General features: G+C 56.3%; 13 protein-coding genes. 1 reads left to right on the plus strand and 12 read right to left on the minus strand.

The window, feature by feature from the left end; all coding sequences use genetic code 11:
- Positions 1-235: 235 nt before the first annotated feature.
- The 12 genes from ACPXSQ_RS11205 to ACPXSQ_RS11260 all read right to left on the minus strand — a co-directional run bounded on the left by ACPXSQ_RS11205 (position 236) and on the right by ACPXSQ_RS11260 (position 17,597).
- Positions 236-457 carry a zinc ribbon domain-containing protein gene (locus tag ACPXSQ_RS11205; RefSeq protein ID WP_071999626.1) on the minus strand — a complete coding sequence of 74 codons (222 nt, stop codon included), beginning with the start codon at positions 455-457 and terminating at the stop codon, positions 236-238.
- A gap of 71 nt (positions 458-528) precedes the next feature.
- Positions 529-2,013, minus strand: coding sequence for a ribosome biogenesis GTPase Der (gene der, locus ACPXSQ_RS11210; protein ID WP_426143711.1), 1,485 nt, complete (start codon positions 2,011-2,013; stop codon positions 529-531).
- Between the two features lie 173 nt (positions 2,014-2,186).
- Positions 2,187-3,368 (minus strand): outer membrane protein assembly factor BamB, encoded by a 1,182-nt coding sequence (gene bamB / locus ACPXSQ_RS11215; RefSeq protein ID WP_013026731.1) that lies wholly within the window; start codon positions 3,366-3,368, stop codon positions 2,187-2,189.
- 19 nt (positions 3,369-3,387) lie between these two features.
- Positions 3,388-4,005 carry a YfgM family protein gene (locus tag ACPXSQ_RS11220; RefSeq protein ID WP_014594313.1) on the minus strand — a complete coding sequence of 206 codons (618 nt, stop codon included), beginning with the start codon at positions 4,003-4,005 and terminating at the stop codon, positions 3,388-3,390.
- A 38-nt stretch (positions 4,006-4,043) separates the two neighbouring features.
- Positions 4,044-5,318: a histidine--tRNA ligase gene (gene hisS / locus ACPXSQ_RS11225; protein ID WP_013026733.1), complete on the minus strand. Its 1,275-nt coding sequence runs from the start codon at positions 5,316-5,318 to the stop codon at positions 4,044-4,046.
- A gap of 105 nt (positions 5,319-5,423) precedes the next feature.
- Positions 5,424-6,545: a flavodoxin-dependent (E)-4-hydroxy-3-methylbut-2-enyl-diphosphate synthase gene (gene ispG, locus ACPXSQ_RS11230; protein WP_014594315.1), complete on the minus strand. Its 1,122-nt coding sequence runs from the start codon at positions 6,543-6,545 to the stop codon at positions 5,424-5,426.
- Between the two features lie 39 nt (positions 6,546-6,584).
- Positions 6,585-7,595: a cytoskeleton protein RodZ gene (rodZ, locus tag ACPXSQ_RS11235; protein ID WP_014605274.1), complete on the minus strand. Its 1,011-nt coding sequence runs from the start codon at positions 7,593-7,595 to the stop codon at positions 6,585-6,587.
- Complete coding sequence (pilW, locus tag ACPXSQ_RS11240) at positions 7,585-8,316, minus strand: type IV pilus biogenesis/stability protein PilW (RefSeq protein WP_015699740.1); 732 nt, start codon at positions 8,314-8,316, stop codon at positions 7,585-7,587. The genes rodZ and pilW overlap by 11 nt, the downstream gene beginning before the upstream one ends.
- Positions 8,317-8,397: 81 nt before the next feature.
- Positions 8,398-9,567 (minus strand): bifunctional tRNA (adenosine(37)-C2)-methyltransferase TrmG/ribosomal RNA large subunit methyltransferase RlmN, encoded by a 1,170-nt coding sequence (locus tag ACPXSQ_RS11245; RefSeq protein ID WP_013026737.1) that lies wholly within the window; start codon positions 9,565-9,567, stop codon positions 8,398-8,400.
- A 183-nt stretch (positions 9,568-9,750) separates the two neighbouring features.
- On the minus strand, positions 9,751-10,182 hold the full coding sequence (gene ndk, locus ACPXSQ_RS11250) for a nucleoside-diphosphate kinase (RefSeq protein ID WP_003848684.1): 432 nt from the start codon (positions 10,180-10,182) through the stop codon (positions 9,751-9,753).
- Positions 10,183-10,358: 176 nt separating this feature from the next.
- The gene (gene pbpC / locus ACPXSQ_RS11255; protein ID WP_426143717.1) at positions 10,359-12,686 is read right to left on the minus strand and encodes a peptidoglycan glycosyltransferase PbpC; all 2,328 of its coding nucleotides are present in this window, start codon (positions 12,684-12,686) and stop codon (positions 10,359-10,361) included.
- Positions 12,687-12,698: 12 nt separating this feature from the next.
- Positions 12,699-17,597, minus strand: coding sequence for an alpha-2-macroglobulin family protein (locus ACPXSQ_RS11260; RefSeq protein ID WP_426143719.1), 4,899 nt, complete (start codon positions 17,595-17,597; stop codon positions 12,699-12,701).
- A gap of 143 nt (positions 17,598-17,740) precedes the next feature.
- Between ACPXSQ_RS11260 and sseA the strand changes: the two genes are divergently transcribed.
- Entirely contained in the window at positions 17,741-18,583 is an 843-nt protein-coding gene (gene sseA / locus ACPXSQ_RS11265; RefSeq protein ID WP_013026740.1) for a 3-mercaptopyruvate sulfurtransferase, read from the plus strand.
- Positions 18,584-18,589: the final 6 nt, after the last annotated feature.

Here is an 18,589-nt window from a genome sequence, read left to right on the forward strand (position 1 = left end):
TGTTTTATTCCAATTAAAGCGGACCCGCGTTCATGAAATGAATGATGTGTTCCGGAGACAGCCCGCACGGGGCGCCCCCGTCATGACGCGGCAAAATTGTACCACCTGGTACGTTATCCCGTGAAGGTTTAAACGGGTTTGTTACGAAGCAATAGCATTTTCGCTACAAATTTTTACGCCGTTACGGTTCGCAGCGTTGGGATCTTCATGTGTTGCAGGTTGAAGTGGCCAGGCGTCAGACAGGAAAAATCCTGTAAGTGAGACGACGTCTGGAAATTAAGCCGTGACTATGATGACAAAAATAGTCGGTCGCGCCGCAACTTTTGAGTTGCTCAAGGGGCTGATGGCAGTCGGGGCAGACAGGCTGGTAGCGATAACGAACACCGCACCCGGTGCAGATAAGATCGATCTCGTCAGGGGCCAGGGGTTGATAACATTTTTCACACATTGCGCGCATATTTTCATCCGACTATGCAAATAAACGCAATCTTAGGGCAAAAAAAAGAGGGCCACCTGGCCCTCGATCAATTAACGCTTATTCTTTTTCATATGCGCCATCAGACGCTTACGCTTGCGCTGTTGCGTCGGCGTCAGCAGATTGCGTTTGCCTTCGTAAGGGTTTTCACCCTCTTTAAACTGAATGCGGATGGGCGTTCCCATCACGTTAAGTGAACGGCGGAAATAGTTCATCAAATAACGTTTGTAGGAATCCGGCAGGTCTTTAACCTGATTACCGTGGATCACCACAATCGGTGGGTTGTAACCGCCCGCATGGGCATATTTCAGTTTAACGCGACGACCGCGAACCAGCGGTGGCTGATGGTCTTCCGCCGCCATATTCATGATGCGCGTCAGGAGGGAGGTATTGACACGTTTTGTAGAGCAGTCGTAGGCTTCCGTAACGGACTCAAACAGGTTACCTACGCCGCTGCCGTGCAACGCAGAAATAAAGTGCACGCGTGCGAAATCGATAAAGCCCAGGCGGAAATCCAGCGTCTCTTTGACTTCGTCACGCACTTCCTGCGACAGGCCATCCCATTTATTCACGACGATAACCAGGGAGCGTCCACTGTTGAGAATAAAGCCCAGCAGCGACAGATCCTGATCGGAAATGCCGGCACGGGCGTCAATCACCAGCATGACGACGTTGGCATCTTCGATCGCCTGCAACGTTTTAATGACTGAGAATTTCTCTACCGTATCCGTAATTTTACCGCGCTTACGTACGCCCGCCGTATCGATCAACACATACTCGCGACCGTCACGTTCCATCGGAATGTAGATACTGTCACGGGTGGTGCCCGGCATGTCGTAAACGACCACGCGATCTTCACCGAGGATGCGGTTAGTCAACGTAGACTTACCTACGTTAGGACGGCCAACAATCGCCAGCTTAATCGGTAAGGTTGTGGGATCGAAATCGTCTTCTTCTTCCTCTTCCTCACCGTTTTCTTCTGCCGCTAAGGCTGCCCAGTAAGCTTCGTTTTCATCTTCTTCGGTGAACTCAACCGGATCGACCTTTTCCATCCACGGCAGCAGCGCCGTTTCCAGCAGGCTGGTTACGCCACGACCGTGCGAGGCCGCGATGGCGTGAATTTCACCCAGGCCCAGAGAATAGAAATCCACCACCGCCTGATCCGGATCCAGTCCGTCGGTTTTATTCGCCACCAGAAACGTTGCTTTTTGACGAGAGCGGAGATGCTTTGCAATTTGCTGATCGGCGGCCATCATGCCTGCGCGAGCGTCGACCATAAACAGCACAACATCGGCTTCTTCGATCGCCAGCAGCGACTGCTCCGCCATGCGCGTTTCAACACCGTCTTCGGTGCCATCAATACCGCCGGTATCGATAACAATAAATTCGCGCCCTTCCACTTCGGCGCGACCATATTTGCGATCGCGAGTCAGTCCAGGAAAATCCGCTACCAGCGCATCTCGTGTGCGGGTTAAACGGTTAAATAGCGTAGATTTTCCCACATTGGGACGCCCAACCAGCGCGACCACAGGTACCATAACAATGCCTCAATAATGTATTAAATCGCCCGAATGGCGTGATTATAACGGCTTTAGCCGCTCAGTTCAGGCTTAAGGCGCTAAGGATACCATGCCTGACTAAAAACGAAACGGCCCCTGATGAAATCAGGAGCCGTTGTGCCAGGGAACCACCCTGCCTGACAACTTACCCGTTAGCGAGTAATGGCGTAAACTTCACCGTCTTTTGACTGAATCAGCAGCTTGTCGCTGGCGACGACTGGCTCAGTCTGGAAGCCTGAGCTGTCCAGCTTTTGCTGGGCAACAAAACGACCATCGGTGGTGTTCATCCAGTGCAGGTAACCTTCGCTGTCGCCGACCACAAGGTAGCCGTTATAGAGAACCGGTGAAGTCAGATTACGATGCAGCAGCTCGCTTTGACGCCAGATAGCGACACCGCCATCCGCATTCAGCGCAATCACACGATCGTCCTGATCGACCAGGTAGATGCGACCCGCATCGACAATCAGATCTTTAACGCCGCCGATTTCACGTTTCCATAAAATCTGACCTGAGCGTAAATCCAGTGCGGTCAGGTTGCCATTGTAAGCCAGCGCATAGACCACGCCGTTGACAATGACCGGCGTGGTATCCACATCGCTCAGGCGATCAATTTCCGTTGCGCCGCTGGGCTGTGAAATACGCTGCTGCCAAATCAACTGGCCCTGGTTCAGGATAACGGCACTGACACGGCCGTTATCGCCGCCCACAATGGCGCCACCAAAGGCCACAGACGGCGCAGATTCTCCGCGCAGTGACAGCGCAGGCATATCCAGGTTGACGGTCCACTTCACCGCTCCCGTGGCCTGATCCAGGCCCTGCAACATGCCGTTACTGGTATGAATCAATACCAGACCATCGCTGACCACAGGACGCGACAGGGCTTCACCCGCCGCTTTCGCCTGCCAGGCAATGGCACCATCGCTGGTGTTCAGTGCATAGACCTGCCCGCGTTCGCTGCCAATATAGAGGCGATCGCCGCTCACGGTGATGCCGCCGGACAGCATGGCAGAACGGTTTTTCGAGAAGAAGCCGGTCTTCTCAGAGAGATCGACTTTCCATTTTTCTTTACCATCGGCCGCGTCGAGCGCTTTTACGATACCAAAGCGGTCAGCAGCATAAACGGTGCCGTCTTGCCAGGTGGGGTGCAGGTTGGAGTAAAAATCACCGATACCATCACCCACGCCGGTGCTCCATACCGTTTGAGGCGTAAATTGGTTTTCCACCTTCGGCAATGGGGCCATTTTCACTACATCTTCTTCGCCGCTGAATAGCGAGCAACCGCTGAGCAAGGTGACTGAGATCAGCCCCGGCAGCAGGTATTTACGTAATTCCATGCGCTCTCTCTTGACTGGCTTAGCTTAAGTTATTCATCTTCATCTGCATCATTTGCTTCAGTGCAGGAGACGCGTCAGATTCTACGCCTTTGCTCCATGCATCGCGCGCGCCCTGCTTATCGCCCTTGCTGAGCAGCGCTTCGCCGCGGATATCAGCGACAATGGCTGTCCAGCCATCACCCTTCACACTGTCAAGGGTTTTAAGTGCCGCATCAGCCTGATTCTGTTGCAGTTGAATGCGTGCCAGGCGCAGGTTGATAACCGCCTGCAGGTTGGCATCTTTAGTATCTTTCAATCCGTTTTGCAGCAAGGTAGCGGCTTTGTCCAGCTGATTGCTGTCGACATACTGCTTAGCCAGATCCAGGGCCGCCAGGGCACCGTAAGTATTGCTGTTTTCGCTGGCGAACGTGTTGACGGCTTCCAGGGTTTCTGGCTTACCGGCCTGCATCGCACGGGTGACTTTTTGGTATTCTGCCGATACGGTTTTCGCGGAATCCTGCTGATGGCTGGACCAGTAGCGCCAGCCGCCCAGTGCAGCAATCCCGATAACCACGCCTACGGCTAAGGCTTTACCGTTGTTGGCGAAAAAGCGACGCAGCGCATCAACCTGTTCGTTCTCATTGCTATAAACTTCCACGCAATCCTTCTCCTTTCAATGGTTGTGCTTTGACACGCTTACTGCAACAGCGTGCGCAGTGCAGCAGCCGCGTCCGCCTGCGCCAGCGTTTGCTGTTCGCCATTGCGCAGGTCTTTAATCACGACCTGACCGGCCTTCTGTTCATCTTCGCCCAGCACCAGGGCAACGCGGGCGCCCCATTTATCCGCACGGGCGAACTGCTTCTTGAAGTTACCGCCGCCAAAGTTGGTCATCAGTTTCATTTCAGGCAGGTGATCGCGCAGTTTTTCTGCCAGCTGCATCGCCGCTGACTGAACGCCCTGACCTGAAGCGATAACATAGACATCGACATTGCGCGCGGGTTCAAATTCCGGATTCACCGCCTGCACTAACAACACCAGGCGTTCCATTCCCATTGCGAAACCGACACCCGGTGTGGCACGGCCACCCAACTGTTCTACCAGCCCATCATAACGACCGCCACCGCAAACGGTCCCCTGGGAGCCCAGGCTGTCGGTAACCCATTCAATCACCGTGCGGTTGTAATAATCCAGCCCACGCACCAGCCGCTGATTCACCGTGTAAGCAATACCCGCGTCGTCTAACAGCGCGCGCAGCCCGTCAAAATGCTCGCGTGACTCCACATCCAGATAATCGCCCAACTGAGGCGCATCGTTCAGCAGCGTCTGAATATCAGGATTTTTACTGTCGAGCACGCGCATCGGGTTACTGTACATACGGCGCTTACAGTCTTCATCCAGCGCCTCTTTATGCTGTTCCAGAAACGCCACCAGCGCATCGCGATAGTTGGCACGGGCTTCAGGCGAACCAATGGAGTTCAGTTCCAGACGAACATGGTCGGCGATGCCCAACGCTTTCCACCAGCGTGCGTTCAGCATGATCAATTCGGCATCGATATCCGGCCCCTGCAGACCAAAGACTTCAACGCCTATCTGATGAAACTGGCGGTAACGCCCTTTCTGAGGACGCTCGTAGCGGAACATTGGCCCCATGTACCACAGGCGCTGTTCCTGGTTATAAAGCAGACCGTGTTCGATACCTGCGCGCACGCAGCCCGCCGTGCCTTCCGGACGAAGCGTCAGGCTTTCGCCATTGCGATCGTCAAAGGTATACATCTCTTTTTCAACCACATCGGTGACTTCACCAATTGCGCGTTTGAAAAGAGGAGTCTGCTCTACGATGGGTAAGCGAATTTCGCTGTAACCATAACTCGCCAGCACTGACTTCAGTACATCTTCAACCCGTTGCCAGATGGCCGTATCCGCAGGCAGGAAATCGTTCATCCCGCGAATCGCTTGAATATTCTTCGCCACGTTAAAATCTCTTAATGCAAAAAAACCTGTCCGGCATCATACCTCATGAGGATGAAACCGCACAGGTTCAGCTAAAAAAGTCATGCACGCCGTACACGCAACGGATTATTTTTCCAGTTGCTGCACGTCAATACGACGGGTTTCATCCAGCATGGCCGCTTTGGCACGAATGCGCGCTTCCAGTTGATCGATCATATCGTCATTGTCCAGACGTTCGCGCTGGCGCACGCCATCTTCATAGAAGCCGCTTTTCTTATTACTGCCGGTCACGCCAAGCGTAGAAACGGTGGCTTCGCCAGGCCCATTCACCACGCAACCGATGATGGAGACGTCCATCGGCGTGATAATGTCTTCCAGTCGCTGCTCCAGCGCGTTTACCGTGCCAATGACGTCAAACTCCTGACGTGAACAGGTCGGACAGGCGATGAAGTTGATCCCGCGAGAGCGGATGCGCAGCGACTTCAGGATATCAAAGCCAACCTTTACCTCTTCAACCGGATCGGCTGCCAGAGAAATACGCAGCGTGTCGCCAATGCCTTCGGCCAGTAACAGCCCCAGACCAATCGCCGATTTCACCGCACCGGCACGTGCACCGCCCGCTTCGGTAATACCAAGATGCAGCGGCTGCTCGATCTGCTTTGCCAACAAACGGTAGGATTCAACCGCCAGAAACACATCAGAGGCTTTCACGCTGACTTTAAACTGATCGAAGTTAAGACGATCCAGATGATCGACATGGCGCATCGCCGATTCCAGCAGGGCCTGCGGTGTAGGCTCACCGTATTTTTCCTGCAGATCTTTTTCCAGCGATCCGGCGTTAACACCGATACGAATGGGGATATTGTTATCGCGGGCGCAGTCAACCACCGCACGAATACGCTCGTTATTACCGATATTACCCGGATTGATACGCAGGCAGTCCACTCCATACTCCGCGACTTTTAGCGCGATACGGTAGTCAAAGTGGATATCAGCCACCAGGGGGACGTTCACCTGCTGCTTAATCAGCTTAAACGCTTCGGCGGCATCCATGGTGGGCACCGAGACGCGGACGATATCGACGCCTACGCGCTCAAGGGCTTTGATCTGATTGACCGTCGCGGCTACGTCAGTCGTGCGGGTGTTGGTCATCGACTGAACGGCGATTGGCGCACCGTCGCCAATGGGCACCTGGCCGACGTAAATACGTTTAGACTTACGACGGATAATGGGTGCTTGGTTATGCATATTTCTTCTCCACAATTGCCCGGTACACGCGATACGCTGTTATTGCGCACCCAACGTCAGGCGAGCAACCTGGTTATTACGGATAAAGCGACTTAAATCAACGGGTTTATTCTGATATTGCACCTGAACCACGGATGGCGCGCCAATTTTCAGACGATAGGGAGCCGTGCCAGACAGGCTCAGCTTGCCACCGCTGCGCTGGATACCGCTAAACAGTTTCTTACCCGTTGCATCGCTGACTTCCAGCCAGCAGTCGCCGGTAAAGGTCATCACCACGGCATTCGGATCCGCCGCCGGTTCGCTAACCGCCGCCGCGCCCACTGGCATCTGCTGCGCCGTATTGGTGCTGGCCGGTGCGGGGCTGGTCGAAGTCGGTGCCTGAGAAGGCGAAACAACGGCGTTATTCTCTTCCTGCTGGGCAGCCGCGGCAGTGCTGTTACTGCTGTTACTGTTTTCAGCAGGCGCCGTGCCGGTGGATTCATCGGCGTTCGCCGGTGTGCTGGCGGCATTATTGCTCAACGGCACGCTGGTGCTGTTATCGGTTGATGCGCCGTTCGTCTGTCCCAGGGGGATAGACTGGCTGCTGTCGCTGTTACTGCCGTTTTGATCGGCCATCGACACCAGCTCATCCTGTGAGGCTTTATGGTTCTGCCACCACCAGGCGCCTGTCAGGCCGATCACGACAAAGACCACCAGCCAGGTAAAAATCATCAGCCAGCCGTCGCGTTTCTTACGCCGTTTGCCCAGGGAGAAGCTTTGCATCGGCTCAATTTTTGCGGCACGAACCGGCGTCTGCTTTTCCATCATCGGCAGCAGTTCCTCTTCAGGAATGTGCACCAGACGCGCATAAGAACGGATGTAACCGCGCAGGAAGGTAGAGGCTAAATCCGCAGGTGATTTGTCTTCTTCAATATCACGTACGGTAGTAAGTTTCAGGCACAGGCGTTCAGCAACATGTTGCTGCGTGAGTCCCATTTGTTCACGGGCCAGACGCAGGCGTGTACCTGTGGAATGAACTGCAGAATTTTCTTGAGTGGCTTCAGTATTCATTAGCTAAATAACGCTGGTACTGTATCGATTGCGGAAAACGTCGCGCTAACTGGTCGCCATAACGTGAAACGTCTGCGGCATTTCCCTGTTGCGCGGCGAAACGTATGTGTAACGCCAGGCTGCGTGCCGTCTCCGGCAGCGGCTGGTAAAGCTCTAATAATAGCGCTACGTTAGCCCACTGGTCATTTTCGACCGCGCTTTCAGCTTCGGCTAGTAGCGACGCTCCTTTACTCTGGTCCGCATCGAGCGCATACGACAAAGCAGCACGCGCTGCTTCTCTGTTTCCTGCCCGCAGATAACAATACCCCGACAGTTCATACGCATCGATACGGGCGTCTCCTTCCTGCGCACCCTTCGCCCGGATAAACTGTTGATGCGCTTCATCATACTGCCCTAAAGCGCAAAGAAACGCACCGTAATTGTTAGGGATGTAACCATTATGTGGCGCAATTCGCTGCGCGTGCTGAAAATGATAATGCGCTGCGGCAGTGTGCCCCTGCCGCTGAGCCAGCCGGGCCAATGCCAGGGGTACGCGGTAATCCTGGGGAGCGGCCGCCTGCGCCCGTAAGAGATTACGGCGCGCAGCAGGATAATCCTCTACCGCGAGGTAGTGCATACCCAGTTGCAAACGAAGCTCCGCTGCCCCCGGTTGGGTCGGCGAACGGACACAACCGCTTACAACAAAAACGGCCAGTAATGCCGTGCACATCCCTTTGCCCATCGCCTTTCCATCCTGTTATCGCTGTGGCTGGCAGCAGCCTGCCACGCAGAGACGGAATGGAAAACCCTGTCAGTCAGCCTTTCAGAGCGCCTTCACAGATATGGCTTCGCCCGCCATTTTCTTACGCAGGGTGCGTTTCGTACGGTCAATCACTTCCCCGGCCAACTGGCCGCAAGCGGCATCAATATCATCACCACGGGTTTTGCGCACGATAGTGGTAAAGCCGTAATCCATTAACACCTTGGAGAAGCGGTCAATGCGGCTGTTCGAGCTGCGACCATAAGGTGCCCCGGGGAAGGGGTTCCATGGAATAAGGTTGATCTTACACGGCGTTTCTTTCAGCAATGCCGCCAGTTCATGCGCGTCATCGGTGCTGTCGTTGACATGATCCAGCAACACGTATTCGATCGTGACGCGTCCCTGGTTCGCATTGGACTTACCAATATAGCGTTTAACCGCCGCCAGGAAGGTTTCAATATTGTATTTCTTGTTAATGGGTACGATGTCGTCACGCAGTTTGTCGTTTGGCGCATGCAGCGAAATCGCCAACGCAACGTCGATCATGTCGCCCAGCTTGTCCAGGGCAGGCACAACGCCCGAGGTCGACAGGGTGACACGGCGTTTCGACAAACCAAAACCGAAGTCATCCAGCATGATTTCCATGGCCGGAACCACATTATTCAGGTTGAGCAACGGCTCACCCATGCCCATCATCACCACGTTGGTGATAGGACGCTGACCGGTCACTTTGGCCGCACCGACGATTTTTGCGGCACGCCAGACCTGACCAATAATTTCTGACACGCGCAGATTGCGGTTAAAGCCCTGCTGCGCCGTCGAGCAGAATTTACATTCCAGCGCGCAACCCACCTGAGAGGAGACACATAAGGTGGCGCGATCCCCTTCCGGGATATACACCGTTTCAACCAGCTGATCGCCGACGCGAATAGCCCATTTAATGGTGCCATCCGTTGAGCGCATCTCTTCAGCCACTTCCGGGGCGCGAATTTCGGTGAGTTCCATTAACCGGTTACGCAGCTTCTTGTTAATGTCGGTCATCTGCTCGAAATCATCGCAGCAGTAGTGGTAAATCCACTTCATCACCTGATCGGCACGGAAGGGTTTTTCACCGAGCGAGACAAAAAACTCACGCATTTGCTGACGGTTGAGATCCAGCAGGTTGATTTTTTGGCTTTTGGGTGAGACGGAAATAGGCGAGGTGGACGCGGACGTCACAATCTGTTCGGACATAATATTCTCTGGCCTCGTTGTTACACGTTATGGCGCTGTTGGGAAAAGAAAAAAATTGCGCCTTCACTAAGCTGGCTCAATGAAGGCGCAATATTGTACAACATCTGCTGCCTGATAACAGGCTAGAGTTGCCCGTGTTCAGCAGATTTTTGTAAAGCCCTGTACGCGTCAGTCGTTAAGCAATTAACGGGTGCGCGGGCAGATTTCGTTTTCGCCGAAGAAATAGGCAATTTCACGGGCGGCTGATTCGGCAGAATCTGAACCGTGGGTTGCGTTCTCGGTGAAGCTGTCAGCGTAGTCTGCACGCAGTGTGCCAGCCAGCGCGTTAGCAGGGTTAGTTGCACCCATCAGGTCACGGTGACGCTGAACGGCATTTTCACCTTCCAGTACAGAAACCACAACCGGACCAGACGTCATGAATTCAACCAGACCGTCGAAGAACGGCTTGCCCTGGTGCTCTGCGTAAAAACCTTCAGCCTGCTCTTTGCTCAGCTGCAGCATTTTTGCGCCAACGATTTTGAAGCCTGCGCTTTCAAAACGGTTGTAGATGGCACCGATCACGTTTTTAGCGACGGCGTTTGGCTTGATGATAGAAAAAGTACGTTCGATTGCCATGATGACCTCTGTCTTGACGTTCTGAAGAAACCGAGGGCGCGCGCCCCGGCTAAGAAACGGCGCCGATTATAGGGGTTGAGTGTGACGTTGCCTATCACCGAACCCATAATTTATTGAAAAATCTTGATCTGAGTCGGGGCTAATACTTTTCAACTCTGATTTAGCGCAAAAAACACTCACCCACGGGTAAAAACGACAGAGGCCAGCTGACCGGCCTCATCCATGACCACCAGCTGATAGTCCCCTGCCCGATCAAGAGGTAGCGACAGGGTGCCGTTCTGACTTTGCGTTTCGAGCGGCTCGCCGTTTAAAAACCACCAGCGCTGAACGCCCTGACCGCCCTGCACCGCAACCGGTATCACCAGCGTAGTATTGCCCGGCAGCGGCTGAACGCGCTGCCCGTCAATAACGCCAGTCACAATCAGCGGCGCGCTACTGCCCTGCTGCAAGGGCGGACACCGGGGATCAACCGCCGGTAAGCGCTGCGCCCGACGCTCCTGCGGCGGCAGCCAGGCTTCCAGCGGCAAAGGCCACGCCAGACGTTCATGGCTGATGGCATGCGGGCAATCCGCCGCAACCCGTAAGCCCTGTTCGTTCTGCCAGTAACGCAGGTGCAATCCGCTCAGGCTTTCCTGCCCCGGCGCCAGCAAGGTCGGCGGCAGCGTGTCGTTCAGCACCCAACTCTGCCGCCGTTGTCGGCAGTTTTCGTCTCCCTCGGGCAGCGGCTGCCCGCCAGGCCAGCAGATGCCTGCCACGCTGACCGACGCCGGTCGCGGATCGGTGGGGACTGCCCGCCCGGCCAGGCGGTTCATCAGTACGTTGTTAACCTGATTCATGACGGGAACCGCAGACGCGAAACCAAACTGCCCCGCAACCGGCGTTGCATCGGGTCGTCCGACCCAAACGCCAATCAGATAACGCGGATTGATTCCCACGGCCCAGGCGTCACGGTAGCCGTAGCTGGTGCCGGTCTTCCATGCCAGCGGTACCACCGCAGGCGCGCTGCCATTACCCGCAGGCTGAGCCTCACCGCCCAGAATACGGCGGATAATCCAGGCCGCACCGGGCGAAAGCAGTGGGCGTTCCTGTAAGGGCTGGTCTGCCATCCAGCGCAGCTGACCGGCGTTGCCATGTCGGGCAAAGGCGCTATAGGCCGCCACGATATCATCCATGCGCGCTCCGGTGCCGCCGAGAATCAACGACAGGTTAGGCTCTGCACCCGGTGGGAAACGTAGATTTAGCCCCACATTGCGCAGGCGTGCGGCCACATTTTTCGGCCCCAGCGCCTCAAGCAGCTGCACGGCGGGAAGATTGAGTGAACGCACCAGCGCCTCGCTGGCGCTGACCGGGCCATGAAAACCGGTATCGAAGTTACCCGGACGGTAATCGCCAAAACGACGTGGAACATCCTGCAGTAAAGACTCGGCATGGATGAGCCCCTCGTCCAGCGCCATGCCATAGACAAAGGGTTTCAGGACCGATCCCGGCGAACGAACGCTGGCAATCATATCCACATGACCAAAACGGCTGTCGTCGCCGAAATCGGCGGAACCGACGTAGCCCCGCACCGCCATAGTGGTGTGATCCACCACCAGTATCGCCAGTGAGGTGCGCGGAGGAAGCTGGTTTTTCACATTCAGCGCCATGCTTTCCAGCTCGCGCTGCAGCGACGGATCCAGCGTAGAGACGATTTTATCGTGCGTAGTCATCGATAACAGTCGCCGCGCCAGTAACGGCGCCATCTGCGGCATCTGGCGCGGCGGGAGCCAGACCGGTTCCTGGCGGATTTCAGCGACCCGTCGGGGCGACCAGACATGATACTGCGCCAGCCGATCCAGCACCTTATTACGTGCCGCTTCAGCCCGCTCTGGCCAGCGATCGGGCCGCAAACGACTGGGTGCCTGTGGCAATACGGCCATTAGCGCCGCCTCGCCCCTTGTCATCTGTGACGGCGCTTTACCCAGCCAGCTCCAGCTTGCCGCTCCAATCCCTTCCAGCGTGCCGCCAAAGGGCGCACGATTAAGATAAAGCGTTAAGATATCGTATTTAGAGAGATGCCACTCCAGTTGCAGAGCGCGCCAAGCCTGAATCAGCTTGCCCCGCAGCGTTCGCGGCTGTGGGTCGATGATTCTGGCCACCTGCATGGTTAAAGTGCTGCCACCCGAAATGACGCTGCCATGACGCAGGTCCTGCCAGGCCGCGCGAAGCAGGGCGAGCGGATTAATCCCGGGATGGTACCAGAACCAGCGATCTTCATAGGTCAGCAACGCCTGTATGTACGTCGGCGACACGTCAGCGGGAGTGACCGGATAGCGCCAGATGCCCTGGTCGTCAGCGAAGCGCCACAGGGGTGTGCCGTCCTCGGCGACCACCACACGTGCGGGCTGAACCTCTTTAAGGGGCAAGGGGAATAACCGATCCAGAATCAGCGGGACAAGCAGCAAGGCCAGAATAAAAAGCGGCAGGGCTACCCACCGCTTTTTGATGTGCCTGTTTTTGATCACAACCCGGCCCGGCTACTGTTGTACATGCAGCTGTTGCGGCGACGCACCAATCGCCCGCCACTCAGGTACATACATCGATTCCACCTGCGGTGGCGGCATATGGTAGATGCCCGGCGTTACTGCGCGCGCCAGATACATCAGGGTTGCAGGACGATACGTATCCACTGCCAGCGCGGCAACGAAGCGATCGTCACGGAACTCAATATGCCGGATGTTGGCCTGCTGCATATCCATCATGCTCTCTTTTAGCGCATCCGCACTGTCACCCAGGCTGGCACTGCTGTCTGCCAGATTCTGGTTTTCCAGCTCCAGTCCGGCCGGTAACAGATCCACGACCAGCGCATCGCTGATGCGGCGTTTCGCGGCCACGGTAAGACGGACCACCAGCAATTCACCGCTGCGCAGATTATTGAGATCCGCCGGTTTACCGTCCAGGGTGAAGTACTCTCGCTTAACGGACAGCATATGGCTGACGGGTTGCGGCGGCGTCAGCGGATAACCCACCACGTTCAGGCTGCCATACAGCGGTGCCGTGCCGGGATTGCTCACGTCAACGCCTTGCGTCAGCTGTTGACTATCCAGCCCTTTATTCACAGGCCCACTGCTGCTTACGGGCGATTGATGACCCTGTAGTATCGCCTGCCAATCCTTACCCTGTGCGGTTTGCAGCGTGCGCGCCGCCAGGTAAAGCGCATTGTTCTCCTGGGTAGAGAGCCAGCGCTTGCCGTTCAGCTCTTTTGACAGTGACAGCAGCAGGCTGTTTTGCAGTTCCGGCTGCAGCTGATATTCCGCTAACAGGGCGATCATCATCCCCTCATCGCGCACCGTGCTGCCATAGTCGCCAAACCAGCTGCTTTCAGGTCGTGACAGCGTGGCGCCCTGCATCACAGCCAGCGGCGAACGCTGTCCATCCCCCATCAGCTTCAGCGCGACACCCAACTGCATCAGCGCCAGCCCCGATTTGGCCTTGTCACGCTTTTCGTAAAGCGCACGCAACGCGCCCAGTGGCGCACGCTGCTGACGCGCCAGCACCAGGCCGGCATAAGCCTGAACGCTGAAACGCAATGCATCGATGTCGGCACTGCCACTAGCGGTAATTTGTGAAGGGTCCTGTAAATAACGCAGCAGCCGTGCATTAGCCCGATCAATCACGTCAGGGGGCAAGGCATAGCCCGCTTCGCTGGCGCGCAGTAAAAAGTCAGTAACGTAAGGTGTGAGCCAGAACTCCTCTTCACTCTGCTTACTCCACAACCCAAAGCTGCCGTCAGCACGCTGCATCCCGGCCAGACGGGCGATGCCGGTGTCAACGGCGGCCCGACGAACGTCATCACTGCTGGTTTTTATCCCCATAGCGCTGAGCTGCGCCTGACTGGTATAGAGCGACGGCCAGAGACCGCTGGTGGTCTGCTCCAGACAGCCATAGGGATAGGCATAAAGCGCACTGATGTAGCTGGCGATATTTAAAGGCGGACGATTACTCAGGGTCAGTTGTCCACTCAGGGTTTCTGCATCCAGACCCGCAAATGCCGCCGCCGTGACCTGCCAGGGGCGATCGTGGTCAATCACAGCGGCAAAATTGAGGGTTTGCGCAGGATAAGGCGGCCTGACGCCAATCTTCCACGTCTGCTGGCTGGGCCGCACCGTCTCACCGGGCAGGTTCAGCCCTGAAATCTGCACCTGCACTTCGCCGTCACCAAACCCGGTTTTCGCCGTCACGGGCACCTGCAGGGTGGTCCTTTCGCCTTTTGCCAGCGTCACATTTTGTGTGGCCGCGCCCGACAGTCCTATCAGACCTTGGGCAGTCAAATCGACCTTCAGCGTTTGCGGCAGGTCCGTCAGATTGGTGATATCCAGCGCCAGTGAAGCGCTGTCGCCGCTGGCCAGAAAACGCGGCGTGGCCAGTTCGCTGACCAGCGGGGCAGCCACCACCAGCTTACGTTCGGCAGCGCCAAAGCTGTCATCGCTCCAGACCTGCGTCATTAAGCGCAACTCGCCGTTAAAGGCCGGAATGGGCAGCGTAATGGCACCCTTGCCGTTTTTATCCAGCGTAACGGCCTGCAACTGCTGCGCCACGATATTGACGTGGGTGACCGGTTTTTTACCGCCGCGCGTCATGGATTCGTCTTCACCGTCTCCGCCAAAGCGCAGAGCAGCCAGCCGTCCACCGCTTTCAATCAGTTGACCAAACACATCGTACTGATCGACGTTATAACGCTTGCGACCGAAAAAAGCCGTCCAGGGATCGGGCGTTTTATAATCCGTCACGCTTAACACACCGCTGTCTACCGCTGACAGCAGGACGTGCACCTTGTCAGGCAGCGGGCCGCCTTCACGGCTGGCCTGAACGTTCACCGTCAGGTTCTGCTCAGGACGAATTTTATCGGGTGCGTCCAGCGTCAGCGTTAAACGTCGCGCCTCGGTCGCCATCGGCAGATGTAACAGTCCGACCGCCCGTTTCGGCGTGGCACCACTGGTTTTGTCCCCTTCCCGCACCACAATGGCACTGAAATAGAGATCGTGGCGCTGCCAGTTGGCCGCGATCGGCACGTCTACCTGGGTTCCACCCTGCGGCACCGTTAAGGGTTGCCACCAGAGCGTCCCGCTGCTGGATTCCACCATCAGATAGCCTTTTCCGGCCGTGGGCGATTCGACCTGCAAATGGACGGTTTCACCCGGTTGGTATGCCGCTTTATCCAGCTTTAGTTTGACCTGGTCCGGACGCAGTGCGCCTGTACCATTGGTATTATCCTGCCAGTCATAGCCCGCCTGAAAACGCACGCTGCTGATGATTTTTTCACCCGACTGGACCTCTAGCCGGTAGCTGCCCCACTCAACCGGGAAGCTGACCTTGGTGCTGCCGTCAGCGGGAATGCTGACAGATTGCTCATCTTCCTGCAGGTCTTTGGCATCGTAACGTGACTGCCAGCCTTCACTGTCCGAGAAGCTCCAGTAGTAGTCACGCCGTTCACGAATTAAACGTACGTCAAGCTTATCTGCCGCCAGCTTAGCGCCCTGACTGTTGGCATAAACAATATCGAATTCTGCCAGGCTGTTTTCCGGCACGGTCGGCTCATCGTGATAGCTGTCACTGCGGTAATCGTAGATCGCCTTATTGCCAAACAGCGGACGGATACCGGGCAACGCGTCCGCCGGCCAGATGGCCTGAGTAGCACGTCGGGTGACCGGACGAGCGCCGGTTTCCAGCAGGCTGGCCTGCAGTATCAGGTTCAGCGGTGAGTGAAGCTGATCCCACTGATTATCCACGGTCAGTTGCGCCTTGCCGTTGGCGTCAAGCTTAAGATCGACATCGTCCAGACTGCGCTTCAGGCCCTGTTCGGTGATGTCACCAAACTGGTAGCCCGGCAGCGCAGCAACCGCCTCACGGGCCGGACGCAGATAGAGCTGTCCCTGCAGCTGATTCCCTGCCGCAGGCGCGCCATACAGATAGCGCCCCTCAATGTCGAACGTAATATCGGCATCCGCAGGCTGGGGTTGTTCATCGTTTTTCAGCGTTAATGCCATGCGCTCAGGCAGAAAATCCTCAACGCGGAAATGCCACTGCCGCAGCTGGTTATCACCGGTATTCAGCCGCAGCATCCAGCCGCCGGTCATCGCCGAAGCCGGTAAAGCAAACCGCTGCTGATAGAAACCGTCCTGCGGCTGCCAGACCACCGTGCGCACTACCTCGCCGTCGGGCTGTACCAGCTCAGCCTTAACCGGTTGGGCAGGTAAAGGCTTGCCGTCCGCATCGCGCAGCAGCGCATTGACGATCACTGTTTCGCCAGGCCGATAAATATCTCGTGGGCCGAAGACGAAGAGCTGTTTGTCATAGCCTTCGGGCCCCGCTACGGGGAATTCGGCTAAATCCAGAGCAGGGCGCGCCAGGTCGATCAGCGAAGTTTGTTCGCCCTTCATGGCCAGCAGGAACTTGCCTTTTTCGTCTGCATTAAGGCGCAAATGACCGCTGCTGTCGCTGGTGCCGTTTTGCAGCACCAGGCCTTTATCATTCAACAGCCTGATACTGACGCCGGAAAGCGGTGCGCCGTTTTCCAGACTCTGTGCGAAGAGTTCAAACTGGGTGGGAAAGCGGTGCAGCGACAGGCCGATATCGCTCAGGGTAAACAGCGTCGCAGGCATGCTGTAGTGATAAGTGCCCGCCTGCTTCATAACCGCCAGATAAACCCCTGGCTGCTGAAGCGGCTTAATGTCTTTCAGCGGCAACTGCAGTTTTTCCCGCGTGTTACGGGCCGGGTTGAGTTCAAAGCGGCCGGTATACACCAGTTGGCTGGTTTTCAGCAGTTCCTGAGATTGCCAGGTAGAGAGGTTGTTACCGTAATTCCACTGGGAAAGGAATTCCGCCAGGCCCGCATTTTTGATTCGGAAAAAATCCACATCCACCTGGTCTACGTTCAACGCCAGTACCGGCAGCCCCTGCGCGATACGCAACGGCAACAGGGAGCCTCGGCTGGCAAAGCCCACCATCGGCTCAATGTCGCGGGTAGTGATTTTTTTGCTGTAGGCCGTTGTAAGCGTCTCACCGCTGGCGGCGCGCAAGCCCGAATCGACGGTCACGGTGAACTGACGAGAGGGTTCAGGATGGCGAAAACGCAGGGCTTTACGATTGCTGGAAAGCTCCCAACCACCATCGACTTTGCCGTGTTTATCGTCGATCAACCTGACCTTTTGCGCCAGATCCTGCTTGTCATCCAGCGGCTGATTAAAGGTTAAAACCAGCGCCGCCGCGCCATCAAGCTGTAATTCAGAGAGATCGATAATGGTGAGTGGTTTGCTGGCCTGCGCGCTGGCTGCAGGGGTTTCTGCACTGACAGGAAAAACAGGTAAGGTGGCGACAGACAGCAGCGAACCACCGATCAGCATGCTGAACAGCAGCCGGTTAATGCGTTTTTTCATGGTAAATCCTTCACCGGGCCCCAGGGGAATTGTTATAACGCTGGGCAATTTCACATCAACGCTCGCATTTAATCAACGCTTCTCTTGAGATGGTGTGCACATTACCCGACACTGGCATGACAGATTGCTGAGATGAGGTTGTTATGACGACGCCACTGTTTGTGTCCGCCGACTGGTTACAAGAACACTACAACGATGAAACGCTGCAGGTACTGGACGCACGTATGCTGCCGCCAGGCATGGATGCGGTTCGCAATATCCAGGCTGAATACCTGGCGGGTCATTTGCCCCAGGCACCTTTCTTTAATATTGAAGCACTTTCCGATCACACCAGCCCCTATCCGCATATGCTCCCGCGCGCTGAAAGCTTTGCCGTGGCCATGCGCGAGCTTGGCGTCAACAGTGATAAACATCTGATTGTTTATGATGAGGGCAACCTGTTTTCTGCCCCGCGCGCCTGGTGGATGCTGCGCGCTTTCGGCGTCGCCCAGGTTTCCATTCTGGCTGGCGGTTTGCAGGGCTGGAAAGCCGCAGGCTTTGCGCTGGCGGAGGGGGAAGTGAGCCTGCCTGAGGGCGAATTCGAGGCTGAGTTCGATGACGGGCTGGTGAAACGCCTGACTGACGTGCTGTTGATTAGCCATGAAGGCGGCGCACAGATTGTGGATGCCCGAGCGGCTAACCGCTTCAATGCCGAGGTAGATGAACCGCGTCCTGGTTTACATCGCGGGCACATTCCCAACAGTCTGAATCTGCCGTGGAACCTGTTGGTTGAACAGGGACAACTGAAGCCGGCGTCCGAACTGCGCGCCCTGTTTGCCCAGGCGGGCGTGGACCTGACGCAACCGGTTGTCGCCACCTGTGGCTCAGGCGTTACGGCGGTCGTGTTGATTCTGGCGCTGACGTCGCTGGGCGTTCGGGAGGCTACGCTCTATGACGGTTCCTGGGGCGAATGGGGAAGCCGGGACGATTTGCCGATTGCGAAATAAGAAGAC

The organism is Pantoea sp. EEL5, from assembly GCF_049892805.1.
GTDB lineage: Bacteria > Pseudomonadota > Gammaproteobacteria > Enterobacterales > Enterobacteriaceae > Pantoea > Pantoea ananatis.

Excerpts from the sequence above, each read along its gene's own strand:
- ACPXSQ_RS11205 (WP_071999626.1), bottom strand. The coding sequence starts at position 457 with ATGCGCGCAATGTGTGAAAAATGTTATCAACCCCTGGCCCCTGACGAG.
- der (WP_426143711.1), bottom strand. The coding sequence starts at position 2,013 with ATGGTACCTGTGGTCGCGCTGGTTGGGCGTCCCAATGTGGGAAAATCT.
- bamB (WP_013026731.1), bottom strand. The coding sequence starts at position 3,368 with ATGGAATTACGTAAATACCTGCTGCCGGGGCTGATCTCAGTCACCTTG.
- ispG (WP_014594315.1), bottom strand. The coding sequence starts at position 6,545 with ATGCATAACCAAGCACCCATTATCCGTCGTAAGTCTAAACGTATTTAC.
- rodZ (WP_014605274.1), bottom strand. The coding sequence starts at position 7,595 with ATGAATACTGAAGCCACTCAAGAAAATTCTGCAGTTCATTCCACAGGT.
- pilW (WP_015699740.1), bottom strand. The coding sequence starts at position 8,316 with ATGGGCAAAGGGATGTGCACGGCATTACTGGCCGTTTTTGTTGTAAGC.
- ACPXSQ_RS11245 (WP_013026737.1), bottom strand. The coding sequence starts at position 9,567 with ATGTCCGAACAGATTGTGACGTCCGCGTCCACCTCGCCTATTTCCGTC.
- ndk (WP_003848684.1), bottom strand. The coding sequence starts at position 10,182 with ATGGCAATCGAACGTACTTTTTCTATCATCAAGCCAAACGCCGTCGCT.
- ACPXSQ_RS11260 (WP_426143719.1), bottom strand. The coding sequence starts at position 17,597 with ATGAAAAAACGCATTAACCGGCTGCTGTTCAGCATGCTGATCGGTGGT.
- sseA (WP_013026740.1), top strand. The coding sequence starts at position 17,741 with ATGACGACGCCACTGTTTGTGTCCGCCGACTGGTTACAAGAACACTAC.